The following is an 18864-nucleotide window of genomic DNA, read 5'->3' as shown; positions in this document are numbered from 1 at the left end:
GGACTTAGATATGGATAATATTCGTAATCGAAGTAGAAATGATAAAATATTCGATTTGTTAAACACACTATTTTTTATTATTGTATCCCTTATTGTGATCTATCCTCTCTATTTCATGCTCATAGCATCGTTCAGTAATCCTGATGCTGTTAACACAGGGCAGACCTTTCTATTTCCGAAAGATATCACGCTCAATGGTTATAAAGAGATATTCTCTAACAGCCGAATATGGACAGGTTATAAGAACTCCATCATATATGCGCTTCTTAGCATGATTATCCGTACTTCACTTACGATTACAGCAGGATATGCTCTATCCCGTAAGGATCTTGTTGGTCGTAACTTCTTTATGATGATGATTATTTTCACTATGTTTTTCGGTGGTGGACTAATCCCAACTTATTTGATTGTGCGTGATTTAGATATGATAAATACGGTTTGGGCGATGATTATACCGGGGGCAGTTAGTGCTTATAACTTGATTATCGTGAAAACTTTTTTCCAACAGACCATACCAGATGAAATACTTGAGGCATCTGCCATTGACGGATGCAGTAATATCCGATTTTTCATGAGAATTGTATTGCCATTGTCTTTGCCTATTATTGCAGTAATTGCATTGTTTAGTGCGGTTCAAGAATGGAATAGTTATTTTTCGGCTCTCATCTATTTAAGAGATGCGGACATGCATCCATTACAGCTTATTCTAAGAGAGATTCTCGTGCAGAATCAGGCTCAGGATTTACTCAGTGAAGATGCGGTTGAAATGATGGAGCGGCAAAAGGCTGCCGAGCAAATTAAATATGGGGTTATTATCGTATCTTCTGTCCCAATGCTAATGTTATATCCATTCCTGCAGCGATTTTTTATCAAAGGTGTCATGATCGGTTCTGTGAAAGGGTAACCAATTTTCCCCTTGGCATTCATGGATAAAGGAATATAATGGAGGGCGTACAATGTAAGATTGAACAAGCTCATCACTAATCCTACTTGAACGGAGGACTCATAAGTTATGAAACATGTTCAAAACAAGCCTAATATTGTATTCATCTTAGCTGATGATATGGGGGCGTGGGCACTAGGTGCGCAAGGGAATGAAGAGATTCAGACGCCGAATCTTGATCGTTTAGCTGCGGAAGGAGTTCGATTTGAGAATTTTTTCTGTGCATCACCTGTGTGCTCTCCCGCCAGAGCTTCGATTATGACAGGACGCATTCCTTCACAACATGGCGTTCATGATTGGATTAGATCCGGTAATCTGGATAAGAGTACGCTGGATGAATCTGTCGCAGCTGATCCTGTATTTAGAGATGAAGAGAAAGCGGTAGGTTATCTGGATGGTCAGACCTGTTATACCGAACTATTGGAGCAAGCGGGATATACTTGTGCGCTTAGCGGCAAGTGGCACCTTGGCAACAGCATCGTTCCGCAAAAAGGATTTAGTCGCTGGTATTCGATCGCCCGCGGTGGATGCTCTTACATGAGACCGGATGTTGTGGAGGATGGAGAGGTCAAAATTGAGAACGGATACATTACGGAGTTTATTACTGATCATGCACTTACATTTCTGGATGATCTGACTCAAGAGACGAATCCATTTTACTTAGGTGTTCACTATACAGCGCCTCATTCCCCATGGGAACGCTCCGAGCATCCGGAAGAATATGTCTCGATGTATGATGATTGCCCGTTTGAATCGGTGCCGGAACTTCCAATACATCCGAATCAGATCGCAACATGTCCACGCGGCGAAGGAGAACATCGTAAAGAGCTTCTAAGAGGTTATTATGCTTCGATAACCGCAATGGATATAGGCATTGGACAGATTATTGACAGCTTAGAGGAAAAGGGAATTCGCGATAATACCCTCATTATCTTTATGAGCGATAACGGAATGAACATGGGACATCATGGCGTATGGGGCAAAGGAAATGGAACATTCCCTCTCAATATGTATGACACCTCTGTAAAAGTACCAGCTATATTTAGTCATCCGGGTGTGATTGCTCAAGGACAGGTCTGTGATGAATTACTTAGCCAATATGACGTGTTTCCAACGCTACTCGAATACGTAGGATTGAATCAACCTGAGCTAGAGATCGCGCTTCCAGGAAGAAGTTTCTCTGAATTGCTCGCTGGAAAGCAGGGACCTGGACGTGAGGACGTCGTTATTTATGATGAATACGGTCCGGTACGGATGATAAGAACACGCGAGTGGAAGTATGTTCACAATTATCCTTACGGTCCCCATGCTTTGTACAATGTATTAAATGATCCTGATGAGAACAACAATCGGATTGACGATCCAACTTGCTTGCCTGTCTTAGAATCTTTGCGTTTGAGTCTAGGACAATGGTTCGGAAAATATGTCATTCCAGACAAGGACGGAGTGTCTGCTCCGGTATGTGGTAGCGGACAAATTAAGCCTGTTTCTCCAGGTGTGAGAGAGAGCAGTTTTACGGGACTGTATTCTTAAAGATGACCAAAAAATGTTTGACAATCATAAATGCAGTTGCTAAAATGACGATTAACTAAATCAATCGACCAGACAACTGGAGATTAAAGCGCGGTACTTCTGTTACGAGAGTACTCTTTAACGCTGAATCTCCAGTTTTTTTTATGCATAATACTGAGTAAACGGGTAGGTTTTATCAAATATAAAGAGGTGATCGTTATGGCATTGGATTCACTGGTAATCGAACAATTGCATAAATCTTTCCTAGCACCGACGGGGACGGTTCGTGCCCTTCATAATATTGAGTTGTCGATTCAGAAAGGCGAGTTCGTCACGATTATTGGACCAAGTGGATGTGGTAAAAGTACGTTGCTCAAGATCATCGCTGGTTTAGATACAGACTATACAGGCAAGGTACTTCTTAACGACAAACCGATTGAAGGACCAGGAATCGAGAAAGGCTTCATCTTTCAAGAGCCACGTCTTTTTCCTTGGATGACGGTAGAGAAAAATATCGCAGGAAATTTAGCCTTGAAAAATTCCCGTGTCCGAAACAAAGTGGATGAATTAATCGAGCTGGTTCGATTGAAGGGATTTGAAAAGTCCTACCCGAGGGAGTTATCAGGTGGTATGGCTCAGCGTGTATCTATTGCGAGGGCATTGCTTCGTAATCCTGAAGTACTTCTACTAGATGAACCATTTGGCGCACTCGATGCCTTTACTCGTTCTCATATGCAGGAGGTACTGCTCGATATCTGGCAACAAAACCGAACAACAATGATTTTCGTAACGCATGACTTGGATGAAGCCGTTTTCCTAGGTCAAAGGGTTGTGATTATGAACCCACGGCCGGGACATATTCGTACTGTGCTGCCAATCGAACTGTCCTTTCCTAGAAAGAGAACATCGCAGCCTTTTCAGGAGTTTCGGCGTAAGGTTTTGGATGAATTCGAGAAAGTAGAAGGGCCAGAAATTGATCATGGTGCCGGAATATAAGGGAGTGCAAGAAGATTTATATTGATCAGGGGGAGAGATTGTCGATGAAACCAATGCGTGCAATAGCCATATTATTGTTGCTGTTAACGGTCTGGATGAGCGGCTGCGCGAAACAGGGTCAGGATACGAGCTCGGATAAACCATTAATTAAGGGGAGTTATGAAGGGTTAACTGTAAAGCTTGGGGTTCAAGGAAGCGGAGGTTTATTCGGTAAAGCACGTGAAGAACGGTGGTTCGAGGACGAATTCGGTAAACTTGGCGTCAACGTGGAGTGGGCAGAGTTTCAGAGCGGACCGCCCATGACCGAAGCAATGGCATCCAACCGACTGGATTTCGCAGGTCTTGGCAACATGCCGATTGTTGCTGCTCAAGCAGCGAACATTTCGTTTAAGGTGATCTCCCAGACACTCGAGGGGAAGAACAATGTGGCCATTATTGTGCCGCCAGACAGTCTTGCAAAAGAACTACTTGATCTTAAGGGGAAGAAGATTGCTGTAGCGAAGGGTAGCAATGCTTATAACTTCTTATATCGAAGCATTGCAGAGGCTGGAATAGAGCCATCCGAATTTGAGATTATACAGCTCCAACCTGACGAGGCGCAGCCTGCTTTTGAATCAGGGGGCGTGGATGCTTGGGCGACATGGGACCCGTATATTACGCTCAATTCCTTAACCGGAAAAGGTAATGTACTGGTTGACGGTGAGAAACAGGGGGTTCTTTCTCCTTCATTTAACATTGTTCGGAAAGAATTTGCTGACCAGTATCCTGAACTTGTTACCTTGTATTTAAAAGTGCTCAATAAAACATTGGCTTGGGAAAATGAACACCGGGAGGAAGCTGTTCAACGATATGCGAAGGAGCGTGGGGTACCTAGTGAGGTTATTCAAGGAACCTTCGACAGATCTCATATGATCAATATTCCAGTTTCAGATGAGATTATTGCTGAACAGCAGAAAACGGCAGATTTTCAGTACGAACAAAAGACCATTCGAAAGAAGATTGACGTGAAGGAAGTATTCGATAACAGATATATAGAAGAAGCTTTGAAAGACAGGTTGAAATAATGAACGATTCAAATGAAGGGAGGCCAGGGACATGTTTCAAGAGGGTATAAGCCAAGCGGCTGTAAAGCCGAGGACTCATCATAAGCAGAGAGCAACAAAAAATCGGCGTGTCTTGATTTCAATAACGAATGCGCTTCTAGGCATACTTGTCCCGGTGTCACTCTTGATCATCTGGGAAGTTGCCGGCGCACTGAATATGCTGAATCCGATCCTTCTCCCTGCTCCTAGCGCTATATTGGGAGAGCTGCTTAACCTTACCCAATCAGGAGAATTAGCCAGTCATTTCGGCATTTCAGCATATCGTGCGCTTCTAGGCTTTTTGCTTGGCGGCGGACTTGGGCTAGCGGCGGGTATATGGGTAGGGTTCTCTTACTCAGCAGAACGCCTGTTAGACCCATCCCTTCAAATGCTTAGGACACTACCTCATTTAGCGATTGCTCCGTTATTCATTTTGTGGTTTGGGTTTGGTGAGACTTCCAAAATCCTGCTCATTGCAAAAGGCTCTTTTTTTCCACTGTACGTGAATGCATTTCTGGGTATTCGTTCAGTTGACAGTAAGCTGTTCGACGTGGCACGTGTCTTGCAGTTCAGTCGATGGGATCTGATTACGAAGCTGATCATACCAGCATCACTACCGAATATATTCCTTGGGGTGCGACTTTCCATCGGTGTTGCATGGCTTGGCTTGGTTGTTGCAGAAATGATGGGGTCGAGTTCAGGAATCGGATATTTAATCAATGATGCGCGTTCATTCTCATTAACCACGGTCGTCTTTTCTGGAATTATTGTGTTCGCTTTGATCGGGAAGGGATCAGATTCATTGGTTCGGTGGTTGGAGAAGAGAATGCTTAAGTGGCAAGATAGCTACCAAGGAGGTGGCCGATCATGAGTAAAGATATTACACCGATTTTTAAAACTGAGGGCGACGCTAATTCGGAGATTATACGCAGAGCTTGGCTTCAAGGTATTCCCGGTTCATTGCATGCTTGGATTATACCTGTAATTCTTCTAGTTATTTGGCAGATAACGGGAAGTCTAGGGTGGATTGGACCGAACCTGCTGCCTACGCCGTATGCCATCGTTCGTCAGTTCTTCAGACTTGTTGTAAGTGGAGAAATGCTGGATCATTTTCGGATTAGTTTTATTCGGGCCATGCTTGGATTTGTACTTGGTGGGTTAGCAGGATTTCTACTTGGAATATCTACTGGATTAGGCAAGATCGTTGAGCGAACGTTAGATCCGTCTCTGCAAATGTTGAGAACTGTTCCACTCTTGTCGCTTATCCCATTGTTTATTCTTTGGTTTGGAATTGGTGAGTTTTCCAAGACACTTATGATTTCCCTGGGCGCTTTCTTCCCGGTATATGTAAACACATTCCTTGGAATACGAAGTGTGGATATGAAGTTGTTTGAGGTTTCACGGATTTTTCAATTTTCGAAATGGCAGCAGATTCATAAGGTCATCATTCCGGCTGCACTACCGAATATTTTACTTGGGGTCCGATTGTCTCTTGGCGTATCGTGGCTTGTACTGGTTGTTGCGGAGATGATGGGAACGAGCGCAGGGATTGGATATATGATTCAGGATGCAAGAGCATACTCTCAGACAGATGTTGTATTTGTAGGAATCATTATTTTTGCCATTATTGGCAAGCTGTCGGATTCGGTCGTAAGAGTGCTTGAGAAGCGCTGGCTGAGGTGGAGAGATACTTATACGGGCTGAAGACTTAACATAAATAAAGGGGAGAATGAGAATGAGAACAAGAAATGAACAAATGCACTTAGGAGCGTTTATCTATTATACCGGCCACCATCATGCAGGTTGGCGTCACCCTGATTCGGCAGTAGAACAACTCTTTGATATATCATTCTATCAAAAACTAGCTGAAACGGCAGAACGAGGAAAATTCGATATGCTTTTCTTTGCAGACTTGTTATATGTTCATGTTCAGCAAGTTGAGCAGTCTGTTTCGGGAATGCTTGATCCAATGACTCTACTGCCTGCGCTATCCATGGTAACTCAAAAGATAGGTCTTACTGCAACAGTGTCTACGACCTATAACGAACCGTATAATGTTGCTAGGAAGTTCGCCTCACTCGATTATATTAGTGGTGGAAGATCGGGATGGAACATCGTAACCTCTCAGTTGGATATTGAAGCTCAAAATTTCGGAAGAGAGAAGCATCCAGAGCATGGTTTACGTTATAAAATGGCGCAAGAATTCGTCGATGTGACTACACGGCTCTGGGATAGCTGGCAGGATGATGCACTGATACTCGATCGGGAACAAGGAAAGTTCGCTGATTCTCCTAAGGTTAGATCCGTTGATTATAAAGGCCAGTGGTATTCCACCATGGGACCACTGAATGTACCAAGACCTCCACAAGGTTATCCTGTACTGATTCAGGCAGGTTCATCAGAAGCGGGACAAGATTTCGCTGCGCAGTATGCTGAAGTGATTTTTACAGCCCAGACTTCACTTGAGGCGGCAAAGAGTTTTTATAAATCTGTGAAATCCAAGTTATCTACTTATGGACGTGAACCCGGTGATGTCAAGATCATGCCTGGACTCTCTCCCGTCATCGGAAATACGGAGCAAGAAGCATGGCGAAAATATTATGAGCTTCAAGCGCTAATTCCTGAGTCTGCGGCAGTTGCGGTGTTATCTGGATTTTTGAATTATGATTTGAGTGGATTGTCTCCAGATCAACCGCTGCCATCGGATATTCCAGATCCTGTAGCAGCTTCTAATGGAATGAAGAGTCGAATTCAGCTTCTTTTGGATTTGGCATATAAAGAAAAGCTATCGATTGCAGAACTAGGCAGAAAAGTGCTTGCGTCAAGAGGACATATGCAGTTTGTGGGCACACCTGAACAGCTTGCAGACTTCATGCAGGAATGGTATGAGGATTACGGCTGCGATGGATTTAACATCATGGCACCGGTTCTTCCGGGCGGATTGGAAGAGTTTGTTGATCTAGTCATTCCCGTATTACAGGAACGTGGATTGTTTCGTCAGGATTACACAGGGACTACTTTAAGGGATCATCTTGGATTATCTAGACCTAGTGTGAATTATTTCCGGAAGTCTCAAGAGGTTGAACCCGTATTATTCTCATAAAAGTGTAGAGCTCCCCTTATGGTCGGTTGACCGAGGGGATTTTTTTGAGTATTACAACTTTTTATGGTTATTGAAGTTGTTATATAGAATAAGGAGATTAATCTGAAATAAGGGGGAGTAGCGTGAAATTGAAAGGTTGGGTGTTAACTTCTGTGATTATCATTGTCGCTGTGTATATTGCATTCAGCTTTTGGATTGCGAAGGATGTTCGCTCTATCCTTGAAAGAGGAATGAGTGGTGCTTATGATTATACTGACTATATGAATAAATCCACATTAAAATCAATCAATCCAGTAGAAAGAGGTATGACAAAAAATGGGTATGTATATGATTCGTCTGCGCATAAGATTGGCATGTCTTTTCCTGTTCACTTGTTCTTAACGGCTAAAGTGTATGTTACACATAAATACGACACGAAAGAAATGGGATTTTATGAACCAGTTACTCTTTCTTTGAAACTAAAGAAGGGAAGATGGTATGCAACGAAAGCTCAAATTGAGCCTTAATAAAATCGATGTTATGAGTAAGAGTGTCCTCGTACCAAAATTTTACGAACCGTTTACTTTAATCCATTTTTATCATACAATGAATCGTAAATGAATAATGTAAATTTTGACCCCACTTTTTTTTGTTTTCTGGTATCCAAAACAAAAAGGAGCGGGGTTTTTCTGTGGAGGAGAAGCAATTGTATCAATTACTCAAAAATTCACTGTATGTATTTTTAGGAGCTTGCTGCTTCGGCATTTTGTCAACCGTTGTGAAGCTGGCTTACAGCAAGGGTTTTAAGTTTCAAGAAGTGATGATCAGCCAGTTCTTTACAGGTTGGCTTATCTTACTTGTATTAATGCTTGTTTTTGCGAGGAGAAGAATAACGCTGAAGCAGTTTGGCAGACTTGCTTGTGTGGGGCTTTGTACTTGTCTGACTGGAGTAACTTATTATTTGTCACTTCAAAGTATCCCAGCTTCTATAGCAGTAGTACTCCTGTTCCAGTTTACCTGGATGGGGGTCGTTATTGAAGCAGTTGTGAACAGAAAGATGCCGTCTCGGGCCACGCTGGTGTCTATCATTATTTTGCTTGTTGGAACGGTATTGGCAGGTGGAATCATTGGAGCAGAGCAACTACAGCTTAACTTGAGAGGGACTCTGTTAGGTCTTGCTGCGGCACTCATGATGGCGTTGTTTGTATTCTTTAGTGGCAGGGTTGAGACACAGATGTCGCCAATCACAAGAAGTTTCTATATGTCCTGTGGGGGACTGATCTTGTTGACCGTTCTCTTTACCCCAAGAGTATTCTTAGAGGTTTCACCTGCTAACGGCTTATGGATATATGGGTTGATATTAGGGGCATTTGGTGTAGTGTTACCCGTTCTTTTATTCGCTTTGGGTGCGCCGAAGATTAGCACAGGCCTCGCAACGATTCTCGGCGCCGGAGAACTTCCAGTGGCTGTTATTGTGTCGATGCTTGTGTTAAGGGAACATGTTTCAATGACACAGTGGATCGGCGTTATTATTATCCTACTTGGAATTGCCTATCCGCAGATCGCAGCAGTAAGAACCAAAAACGCACAAGCAACGTAAAGATGTAGGCCGCTTAAAGCGGTCTTTTGTATCAGAAGCATTACAGCTAACAGTCAGTTAATGTATGAAAGTTGCAGTCGTAAGCCTTAAAAGTTTAGAATATTAAATGAGTAACATACAATTCATAAATGCATCATTCGATCTATCATCGTACTGAAAGGACGACTAGAAATGAACCAACAGCAACTCGGACAGCTCAAAATAATGAAGAATGAAATCACACGTTTTATGATGAAATATAAATTTGCACTTGACGAAATAGAAACCAAAATTGAAATTTTGAAGGAAGAGTTTCAAGCTCTTCATGATTACAGCCCGATTGAACATACGAAATCCAGGCTGAAGTCTCCGGAAAGTATTCTCAAAAAATTGAATCGTAAAGGAGTACCAATCTCTCTAGAATCGGTCGAAGAGAATATTAAGGATATTGCAGGCCTGCGAATCACGTGTTCTTTTCTCTCTGATATTTATAAAGTCAGTGAAATGTTAGAGAATCAAAGCGACTTGAAAGTTCTTAATGTTAAAGATTATATTAAGAATCCGAAGCCAAATGGCTATCAAAGTCTACATTTGCTTCTTGAAGTACCTGTATTTCTTTCGGATCGCGTGGAACATGTATGTGTCGAGTTACAGATTCGGACCATTGCAATGGACTTTTGGGCAAGTTTAGAGCACAAGATTTTTTATAAATACAACCAGTCTGTACCGGAAAGACTATTGCTTGAGTTGAAGATTGCTGCAGATACTGCCAACGCTTTGGATCATCAAATGGAACGTTTGCAGCATGAAGTACAGCTCATTAAAGATTCACACCCTCAAGAGTCATTATTAGAAGAGTTAAGAAATATTCAGATCAGCAACCAGCAATTTAAACTTCCTTCGGGCTTGTTAGATGTATTGACCCAAGATTGATCATTGTCTCACGATAAAGAACTCTGTGATTTTTTGCAGAGTTCTTTTTTTATGTCCAAGTAGCTCCAGTATTTCGCAACTGTTCACATAATTGAAAGGCTCAAGTCGCAGTATGCCCGTCCACCTATGTTATACTCTTGAATTGGATAGAATGTTAGACAGTAAATCATAATAAACAATTGTTCATAACTTACATATACGAGGTGTTATCGTCATGGCAACAACCGTTATTATTGGTGGTGGTATTACAGGATTGTCTACGTTGTATTATTTGCAGAAGGAAACGAGACAATACAACTTGGATATGCAATTGGTTCTCGTAGAGAGCGATGAAATCCTTGGTGGAAAAATACGGACCCTGTCGAATGGTGAATTCATTATGGAAACAGGTGCGGACTCCATCGTTGCAAGGAAGACAAATGTTGCCCCTTTATTGGAAGAGTTAGGATTGACTGAAGAGGTTGTTTATAACGCCACAGGGACTTCGTATATTTATACAGAAGAAGGATTGAAAAAGATCCCTGCGGATTCAGTATTCGGTATTCCAACCGACCTGAAGTCACTCGCTGAAAGTGAGCTTGTATCAGCCGAAGGAAAAGTTGAGGCATTGAAAGATTTATACATCCCTAACGAAACGTTTGAGGAAAATGATTCGCTTGGTTTGTTTTTAGAAGCCTTCCTCGGCAAAGAGCTTGTAGACAAACAGATTGCACCCGTAATTTCTGGTGTTTATTCTGGTGATCTGCATGATCTGACCATCGCGTCGACATTTCCTTATCTACTTGAATACAAGAATAAATATGGAAGCCTTATTAAGGGCCTCGGTGAAAACAGACACATCTATTTAGGTGCTAGCAACAAAAAGTTTATCTCCTTCAAATCGGGTGTGTCTACATTAATAGACCGAATGGAACAACGCTTGGAAGATGCTCTTATCTATAAAGGTGTAAAAGCGGAGACCCTGAGAAAGAGTGAAGAGGGTTATGTTATTACATTGGCGGATGGCCGCGAGTTAAAGACAGATTATGTTGTGCTCAGCGGTGGTAGCTACCAGACACAAGAGCTGCTTCAGGATTATTCACTCACGAATCATTTAGCACAGCTACACACGAAGTCGATGATTAGCATTTATCTTGGATTTGATGTTATGGATAGCCAACTGCCGAGTGATGGGACAGGTTTTATCGCAGCCAAGAATAGTGATTTGATGTGTGACGCTTGTACGTGGACCAGTAGGAAATGGGAGCATACGTCTAAAGAGCGTCGTCTCCTTCTTAGACTATTTTATAAAAGTTCGAATCCTGCTTACGATCAACTGGTAAATATGACGGAAGAAGAACTGACAGAAGTGGCGATGATGGATATCCACAAAAGTCTGGGTTTAGCAGCTAAACCGATTACTTATGAAGTGACGAAATGGCACAATAATATGCCGAATTATCATTTAAAGCACCGTGAAATCGTAGATTCTCTTGAGACGGAGTTTGAGCATAGATATCCTAATGTATTGTTGGCAGGCTGCTCTTATTATGGTGTAGGCATTCCAGACTGTATAAGTAATGGAGAGAAGACTGCTCATGAAATTGTGACACGGCTGAAACAAAATCAACAAGACGCTTAATTCGAGTTTGATAAAATAAATAAAAAGACACCATTATTATTCATTGAATAAAATGGTGTCTTTTTATTTTGAGGGATCGACCTACAGACGACATACTTGGACAGGGCAGCCCGAAGTATTCGGACATTTGCAAATTTCGCGCAATTTGTCGATTTCACGAATAATCATTTTTCCGTCTTCGATATCAATGGTTCCTTCGTTTCGCCAATCTCCGAGCATACGATTTACACTTTCACGAGTGCAGCCGATCATTTCACCAAGTTCAGCATTAGTTAATTTTAGTTGAACATGAATGGAACCATCTATAGCTGGAATACCATACGTGTTGCTCATACGGATCAAAGTGGAGGCAAGTGCTCCTGGCTTACCATGTAGAAGAAGGTCACGTAATTTAGATTCGATAATTTGATTGTTTAGACCCGACCAATACATGAACTGCAGTGCAATATCGCCACGGTTGGTCAATAATTCTTCTAGATCTTTTCGCAAAATCACGCCCACTTGAGCATTGCTCATTGTTTCTGCACTGAATCCGTACTGAGCGCTCGCTAGGCCGTTGAATTGTGCGATCAAATCTCCTTTCTGCATAACGGAAAGAATAAGGTCTTTGCCATCTTCTGTTGATTTCAGCAATTTCACCTGTCCGGAAATAATGTAATACAGTTTATCTGCATCTTCGCTCTCCCAGAATAAATAGGAACCTTTCGCAATTTTTCTTGTCTGCATTATTGTTTCTAAGCATCCGAACTGTTCATCTGATAAATATTGAGCGATTCCTTTTAGAGCGGAATGTTCTGTCTTGGATTTAACTACATTACAGCATGCTTTAAATGTTTGTTGATGTTCAATCGTCATGGCCATTATGATCAGCCTCCCGTGTTGTTCTCTTGTTGTATCTATCATAAAAGATTACGGAACAATCGAACATCGGGGAACGCTCTGAATTTTTTCTGAGGGTATCCCCTCATTTTAGTGAGGAATATCATAGAATTTAGCGAGTGAATTCGTTATGATATCGCCTAATCATGCAATTCATGCTCGTGTACCCTTAGTATTTTTTCAGGGAATACCCCGATCTACAATTTGTTTTGATCAATATACAATAATTATTATAATGAACAACTATATATGGGAGGGACTCGAAATGAATGCCGGAGAAGCGGAATGGGAACATTATTTATCGGAGTTGCGTCAGCATATAGAGAGTGATTTTTGTGCACTTGCATTATATGATGCCTCATCCCGTCAAATTCGATGGATTGCAGCTTCGGGTAACATCAATGAAAAGTTCAGGTATATGGTAAATCGGCCAGGACAGGGGATCTCAGGTGAAGTTATTCGGATCGGACGAACTGTACAGAGAACATGTACTTCTGATGAACAGCGTCGAAGTGTTGATTCGATTATGCTTGCTGAACGTCTTGTTGTTGCTGCAGCTACACCTGTGCGTACAGAAGACAATGAAACCATGGGTATTCTGTTAATGGGTAGAAGAATTGGCGCGATCTACACGACGCCTGAGTTGGCGATACTAGAGAAAGCAGCAACGTATTTTTCTAGAAAACCAGAAACAGCTTAGTATACATTTAAATGGGCTTAATGCTTTTATATTCTATACAGTAACAACAATCCATATTTGCTGGGATTGTTGTTTTCTTATATCATGATATAAGTCACACTTACTGGAACGGATATTAGGAGGGGAATCATGATACGTCTGTTGATTGTGGACGACCACGCTGTTGTAAGGTCCGGACTCAAGTTGCTACTAGGCGAGAAGCAGAATATAGAAGTGGTTGGGGAAGCTGCGGACGGAGATGAGGCCATACGTATGGCTGAGGAATTAAAACCTGACGTGGTTCTAATGGATTTGAGCATGCCGCACGGCAAAGACGGAATGACAGCTACAGAAGAATTGAAAAAGTTGATGCCGGACATTTACATATTAGTTCTAACGATGCATGATGATGAACAATATTTATTTCGCGCCATTCAAGCAGGTGCTTCAGGGTATATTTTAAAGAACGCTCCGCATGAAGAATTATTAACGGCTATCCGTTATGTGGCTGCAGGAAATGCATACTTGACTCCGCTAGCTACAAAACGTTTAATGGGGCAGTATATTGAAAAAGTTAAGAATGGCGAAGGGACAGACGAATTTGAATCCCTTTCAGATCGAGAAAAAGAAGTGTTATCCTGGACTGCTAAGGGTTACGCTAACAAAGAAATTGCGGAGAAGCTGATTATTAGTGTAAAGACAGTCGAAACCCACAAGAGCAATTTGATGGAGAAGTTAGGTCTCAAATCACGTCCTGACTTGATTAAATATGCGATGCAAAAGGGGTTGCTAACCTTTGAATAATAATCAAAGTTCCCATTACCCTGAGGTGATTGGTCAGCATGTCATGGAACTTTTGAATCAGCTTGACGGCATTCATGCAGATCCTGATATTTTGGATAACGTAAAAAATTCGCTGCGACAATTAAGTGATTTAAAAATTGCCCTAGATGAATCCTCAATTGTTGCGGTTACGGACTATAAAGGCCGAATTTTATATGTGAATGATAAGTTCTGTCAGATTTCAAAATATTCTCGTGAAGAATTACTTGGTAAGGATCATAGGCTTATCAACTCGGATTATCATGATAAAGCATTTATGAAGACGCTTTGGGATACCATTAAATCTGGTTCTGTATGGCATGGGGAGATTAGAAACAAAGCCAAGGATGGAACGCACTACTGGGTTGATACAACAATCGTGCCTCTTTTTGATGAAGAGAGCGAACCTGTACAATTCTTAGCCATTCGCCATGAAGTTACCCGCCTTAAAGCTGCGGAAGAAGAATTAAAGCGTATGATGGTTAAGGTGATGGACATTCAAGAGGAAGAGCGTAAGCGTTTCTCGCGCGAACTTCATGATGGAATTGGCCAAAGTTTATTTTCATTGTTAATTAGTATGGACCGGATCTTAATAGCAGAGCAGGAACGGTTGGAATCTTCCTCTAATATTTCAGAAATGAAGAGTTCGACTGTTGATGAATTGACTGTTGTTAGACAAGAAGTCTCTAATATTATAGAAGATGTCCGTGGGTTGGCGTGGCAGCTTCGACCTTCTATACTCGATGACCTAGGTGTTGTACCTGCCATCCGCACATATATCGAAAACTTCACCGAACACTATGGAATAAGAGTGGATTTCAAATCGGGTCTAACCAAACGTTTGAATTATCAACAAGAGACGGTGATCTACCGTATCATCCAGGAAGCACTGTTAAATATCGGGAAATATGCTGAAGTGGATCAAGCTGAAGTCCGAATTGAACAAACCTCAACTTCGGTTGAGGTCAGTATTATTGATAAAGGCGTAGGTATTATCCGTAGTGAAGAGAAACAAGGTGTCGGACTGTTCAGCATGGAAGAGCGGGCACATGGGATTGGTGCGAGACTTCTTATCGAGACGGCACCAGGTGAGGGTACTGTGATAAGACTAATTATTCCGGTGTGAGTTAGATGATAAAACCTTTGTTGATGAACTATCAACAAAGGTTTTTTGTGTTTAAATTATTATCTTATATAAATATTGTTATAGACAGCATTAGCCCAATTAATTACAATACATATATAAAATGTAATTATTGATTGTAGACAATTCAACCCCCCCAATTTTGTAAGTTCCTCTTTCTTTGGATACCATTCGCAGTTTTTTTTGCAATTCCTTTCTTCTATATGAAGCTTCAGTACAACTCTCTCGATTTCCTTCTATAAGTGAACTGCATAACAGAGACAAGGTTATTTGTTTTGGACGCTTATTTCTTGGTGCCTTGATTTGGTTTATTTATGAAAGGAGGTGAAAAGCGGGTTGGAGAGAGACCATATGAAACTATAGGAGGAGATATTATGAAAAAAAGTGTTAAGCCTATCTGGTTCAGACATAAGAAAATTGGTCTGCTTGTTTTAGTTATATTAGTTATTCTTAGCTCATTGCCGATGATGGCATCAGCAGCTGATCGTGGCGCATGGGCTCCCTACGTTTCCTATGCTGTAAACGATACAGTCACATATGGAGGGAAGACATATAAAGATATACAAGCACATACCTCTCTTCCTGGATGGGAACCTTCTAATGTACCAGCGCTATGGCAAGAAATTCAGGGCAGTGGAGGCGGTACCGATACGCAAGCGCCAACTGCGCCAAGTAATCTGCAAATCACAGGAAAGACATCATCCAGCGTGTCATTGTCTTGGTCCTTATCTACAGATAATGTAGGTGTCACAGGATACCGTATTTATCAAGGTTCGACCGAAGTGGGGAATGTGTCAGGCACGACACTTGCCTATACTGTATCTAATCTGAATGCAAATACGTCTTATTCCTTTACTGTTAAAGCGAAAGATGCAGCGGGGAATCTATCAAATGCAAGTAATGTCGTCAGTGTTACTACGGATAATAACAGTAGCGGTCCAGATACCCAGGCTCCCACTGCTCCAACAAATGTCTTAGTGACAGGAAATACTCTCTCCAGCATTTCTTTGTCATGGAACGCTTCTACAGATAACGTAGGTGTTATTGGTTATGATATTTATCAAGGGAATACACTTGCCTTATCTGTACCAGGCACGACAGCTACAGTTACTGGTCTTTCGGCAGGATCAACCTATTCATTTTCAGTGAAAGCAAAAGATGCTGCGGGTAATGTTTCTGCTGCAAGTACGGCGGTGAGTGGAACTACTCTAACGGGTGGAAGTAATGGAAGCCTGCCTAAACATACATTAACCGGTTATTGGCAGAATTTTATCAATGGATCATCAGCCTTGAAACTAAGTGATGTGCCTAGTGAGTATGATATTATCGTATTATCTTTTGCGGATATGGATCCGACCAAACCTGGTGGAGTAACTTTCAACGTCGATTCAAGTCTTTCTAATGCACTTGGCGGATATTCTAATGCGGATTTAATAAATGATATTCAGGCAAAACGAGCTCAAGGCAAAAAGGTCATTATTTCGATCGGCGGAGAAAAAGGAAACGTGAATCTGAGCAGTGCCTCGCCCAATGTAACTAATTTTGTAAATAGTATATATAATGTAATCACCCAATTTGGATTGGATGGTCTCGATATTGATTTAGAAAATGGTATGAATGTTGCGAATCTGACGAACGCAGTACGTCAACTACAGCAAAAAGTTGGACCGGATTTTATTTTGACTATGGCACCGCAGACGATAGATATGCAAAGTAGTGGTACCGCATATATGCAGTTGTATAATAACTTAAAAGATATTACGACTGTTATCAATGTACAATACTATAATTCAGGTTGTATGCTTGGACGGGATGGTAAGTGTTACGGGCAAGGCACAATCGATTTCTTAACTGCTCTATCTGACCTCTCCCTACAGTGGGTGGCACCTTCCCAACTTGGAATTGGAACGCCAGCAACAACAGGAGCAGCGGGTGGAGGATACGTCGCACCTAGTGTAGTTAGTAATGCACTGAATTGTCTTGCTACGGGCAATGGATGCGGGAACTATAAGCCTGTAGCTAAGTATCCGGACATACGCGGAGCTATGACGTGGTCGATCAATTGGGATAAAACAAGTAATTATAATTTTGCGAAGACCGTAAAGACAATGCTTCAACAGCTTCCGTAATTTAGTCCTTTAAAATAGTCGTAATATATCAGGGGGCCTCCATTGTTTAATCGGAGAGTCCTCTTTTTTCAATTGTTTAAAAATAGATATGCCGTTTAATTTAATAGAGTGGTGTAATTATGGTCAAGTGCAATACCAGTATAATAACAATGCAAGGTGTAAAAGCTGAGTTACAAAGAACGAAGTAGATCTGTCTAACATCAGGAGGGAACCTAATGAGAATTCAAAAGAACAAGAATTACCGAAGATATGCTTATGTATTGCTTCTCACATTAATTTCTATTAGTGCTGTGTTAAGTGGTTGTGCATCAGAGAAAGCAGAATCTCAACCACCTAATACTTCCTCTGAAACAACAACACCAACAGAATCAACAACTGATCAATCCACCTCGACAACAAATCCTAACTCAGATACTGAGAAATCGAATAAAGAAGGACTTCCAGAAGGTGTAACCGTTAAAAAGATTATTAAAGATGAAACGATAGATAACGGCTATCATAAAAAGGTGGAGTTGCTTACAGACGGAGGTAAGCGAAAGACGATCACGGACCCAAATGGTAAAACAGTTACGAAGTATATAGAATATGAAGGAATTATCTTGAAAGCTGAAGGTAACAAGGTAGAGGTTCAAGTAAAACAGGGCGGCACCCAAACATTTAACATCCCAAAAGATGTGGTCATTGAAGATGAAGATCAACTTGGTCTAAAGCAAGGTGTTGAAATTGAATTAGAAATAAACACGGATGGACAGATTCAAAGTGTGGAACTGGATGATTAAGAGAGACAATAATCGATATTAATTGTTGTTTATAATGAATGTTTAAAAACTACTGTTACTGTGGGAGTTATCCCTTGGGAGTAACAGTAGTTTTTAAATGGAATAATTTACAACTAGCAAGTTAGCTAGCAAGATGTTATATTATAAATCCGGCCGCGAGATATAAACGGAAGGCGCACAATACAATCAATGCTGAGTTGAATGAATTAAAAAAAAGATTTCAAAAAAAGCTTGCAAACATTGATAGAGTGTGATAAGATATAAGAGTTGCTGCGGTGAATGTTATTCACGAGTAACGTGAAAGAATTGACCTTTGAAAACTGAACAACGAGTGAGTTAAACCGATCTTACCTCGGTAAGATCAAAAATGAGAATTTTTAATTCTCGTCAGTTTTTCTAAATGAGCGAATCGCTCTTTAAATGATTTGGAAGGTTGGATATTTTCTCGAAGTAATTCGGTGATGTTCAGCTCGATAAATCCTTAATGGAGAGTTTGATCCTGGCTCAGGACGAACGCTGGCGGCGTGCCTAATACATGCAAGTCGAGCGGACTTGATGGAGAGCTTGCTCTCCTGATAGTTAGCGGCGGACGGGTGAGTAACACGTAGGCAACCTGCCCTCAAGACTGGGATAACTACCGGAAACGGTAGCTAATACCGGATAATTTATTTTGTCTCATGGCGA

The 18864-nt window shown here is 41.4% G+C and carries 17 protein-coding genes and 1 rRNA gene; 17 read left to right on the top strand and 1 reads right to left on the bottom strand.

All coding sequences use genetic code 11. The annotated features are described in order from the left end of the window. The first annotated feature begins 10 nt into the window (after positions 1 to 10). The 11 genes from AC3WJJ_RS08335 to AC3WJJ_RS08285 all read left to right on the top strand — a co-directional run bounded on the left by AC3WJJ_RS08335 (position 11) and on the right by AC3WJJ_RS08285 (position 11748). A complete protein-coding gene (locus AC3WJJ_RS08335) occupies positions 11 to 904 on the top strand; it encodes a carbohydrate ABC transporter permease (RefSeq protein WP_492539680.1) in 894 nt (297 codons plus the stop codon). A 108-nt stretch (positions 905 to 1012) separates the two neighbouring features. Continuing rightward, entirely contained in the window at positions 1013 to 2476 is a 1464-nt protein-coding gene (locus AC3WJJ_RS08330; protein WP_492539678.1) for a sulfatase family protein, read from the top strand. A gap of 198 nt (positions 2477 to 2674) precedes the next feature. Further along, positions 2675 to 3451 carry an ABC transporter ATP-binding protein gene (locus tag AC3WJJ_RS08325; protein WP_492539676.1) on the top strand — a complete coding sequence of 259 codons (777 nt, stop codon included), beginning with the start codon at positions 2675 to 2677 and terminating at the stop codon, positions 3449 to 3451. Positions 3452 to 3495: 44 nt separating this feature from the next. Continuing rightward, positions 3496 to 4515 carry an aliphatic sulfonate ABC transporter substrate-binding protein gene (locus AC3WJJ_RS08320; RefSeq protein WP_492539675.1) on the top strand — a complete coding sequence of 340 codons (1020 nt, stop codon included), beginning with the start codon at positions 3496 to 3498 and terminating at the stop codon, positions 4513 to 4515. 31 nt (positions 4516 to 4546) lie between these two features. Then, positions 4547 to 5404, top strand: coding sequence for an ABC transporter permease (locus tag AC3WJJ_RS08315; RefSeq protein WP_492539673.1), 858 nt, complete (start codon positions 4547 to 4549; stop codon positions 5402 to 5404). Next, positions 5401 to 6237, top strand: a complete 837-nt coding sequence (locus AC3WJJ_RS08310; protein ID WP_492539671.1) for an ABC transporter permease — start codon at positions 5401 to 5403, stop codon at positions 6235 to 6237. The genes AC3WJJ_RS08315 and AC3WJJ_RS08310 overlap by 4 nt, the downstream gene beginning before the upstream one ends. Positions 6238 to 6268: 31 nt before the next feature. Next, positions 6269 to 7636, top strand: a complete 1368-nt coding sequence (locus AC3WJJ_RS08305) for an LLM class flavin-dependent oxidoreductase (protein WP_492539669.1) — start codon at positions 6269 to 6271, stop codon at positions 7634 to 7636. A gap of 122 nt (positions 7637 to 7758) precedes the next feature. Next, positions 7759 to 8142: a hypothetical protein gene (locus AC3WJJ_RS08300; protein ID WP_492539668.1), complete on the top strand. Its 384-nt coding sequence runs from the start codon at positions 7759 to 7761 to the stop codon at positions 8140 to 8142. A 179-nt stretch (positions 8143 to 8321) separates the two neighbouring features. Further along, on the top strand, positions 8322 to 9215 hold the full coding sequence (locus tag AC3WJJ_RS08295) for an EamA family transporter (RefSeq protein WP_492539666.1): 894 nt from the start codon (positions 8322 to 8324) through the stop codon (positions 9213 to 9215). 171 nt (positions 9216 to 9386) lie between these two features. Further along, positions 9387 to 10127 carry a GTP pyrophosphokinase gene (locus AC3WJJ_RS08290; protein WP_422657009.1) on the top strand — a complete coding sequence of 247 codons (741 nt, stop codon included), beginning with the start codon at positions 9387 to 9389 and terminating at the stop codon, positions 10125 to 10127. Positions 10128 to 10341: 214 nt separating this feature from the next. Then, entirely contained in the window at positions 10342 to 11748 is a 1407-nt protein-coding gene (locus tag AC3WJJ_RS08285; RefSeq protein ID WP_492539664.1) for a protoporphyrinogen oxidase, read from the top strand. A gap of 81 nt (positions 11749 to 11829) precedes the next feature. Here the strand turns inward: AC3WJJ_RS08285 and AC3WJJ_RS08280 are convergent, their stop codons facing one another. Next, positions 11830 to 12609 carry a Crp/Fnr family transcriptional regulator gene (locus AC3WJJ_RS08280; protein ID WP_492539662.1) on the bottom strand — a complete coding sequence of 260 codons (780 nt, stop codon included), beginning with the start codon at positions 12607 to 12609 and terminating at the stop codon, positions 11830 to 11832. 283 nt (positions 12610 to 12892) lie between these two features. Here AC3WJJ_RS08280 and AC3WJJ_RS08275 point away from each other — a divergent pair, with 283 nt between their 5' ends. The 6 genes from AC3WJJ_RS08275 to AC3WJJ_RS08250 form a co-directional block, all read left to right on the top strand. Then, a complete protein-coding gene (locus AC3WJJ_RS08275) occupies positions 12893 to 13327 on the top strand; it encodes a GAF domain-containing protein (RefSeq protein WP_492539660.1) in 435 nt (144 codons plus the stop codon). Between the two features lie 129 nt (positions 13328 to 13456). Further along, the gene (locus tag AC3WJJ_RS08270; protein ID WP_422657005.1) at positions 13457 to 14110 is read left to right on the top strand and encodes a response regulator transcription factor; all 654 of its coding nucleotides are present in this window, start codon (positions 13457 to 13459) and stop codon (positions 14108 to 14110) included. Continuing rightward, positions 14103 to 15254 carry a PAS domain-containing sensor histidine kinase gene (locus tag AC3WJJ_RS08265; protein ID WP_492539658.1) on the top strand — a complete coding sequence of 384 codons (1152 nt, stop codon included), beginning with the start codon at positions 14103 to 14105 and terminating at the stop codon, positions 15252 to 15254. The genes AC3WJJ_RS08270 and AC3WJJ_RS08265 overlap by 8 nt, the downstream gene beginning before the upstream one ends. A 392-nt stretch (positions 15255 to 15646) precedes the next feature. Further along, complete coding sequence (locus AC3WJJ_RS08260) at positions 15647 to 17401, top strand: fibronectin type III domain-containing protein (protein ID WP_492539657.1); 1755 nt, start codon at positions 15647 to 15649, stop codon at positions 17399 to 17401. 215 nt (positions 17402 to 17616) lie between these two features. Further along, entirely contained in the window at positions 17617 to 18180 is a 564-nt protein-coding gene (locus AC3WJJ_RS08255) for a hypothetical protein (protein WP_492539655.1), read from the top strand. A gap of 481 nt (positions 18181 to 18661) precedes the next feature. Beyond that, positions 18662 to 18864: ribosomal RNA gene (locus tag AC3WJJ_RS08250) — 16S ribosomal RNA — on the top strand; the annotation flags it as partial.

This window comes from Paenibacillus sp. FW507-14B1B (assembly GCF_058781425.1).
The sequence above is the reverse complement of the archived record's forward strand: the minus strand, read 5'-3'. Positions and strand labels throughout refer to the sequence as shown.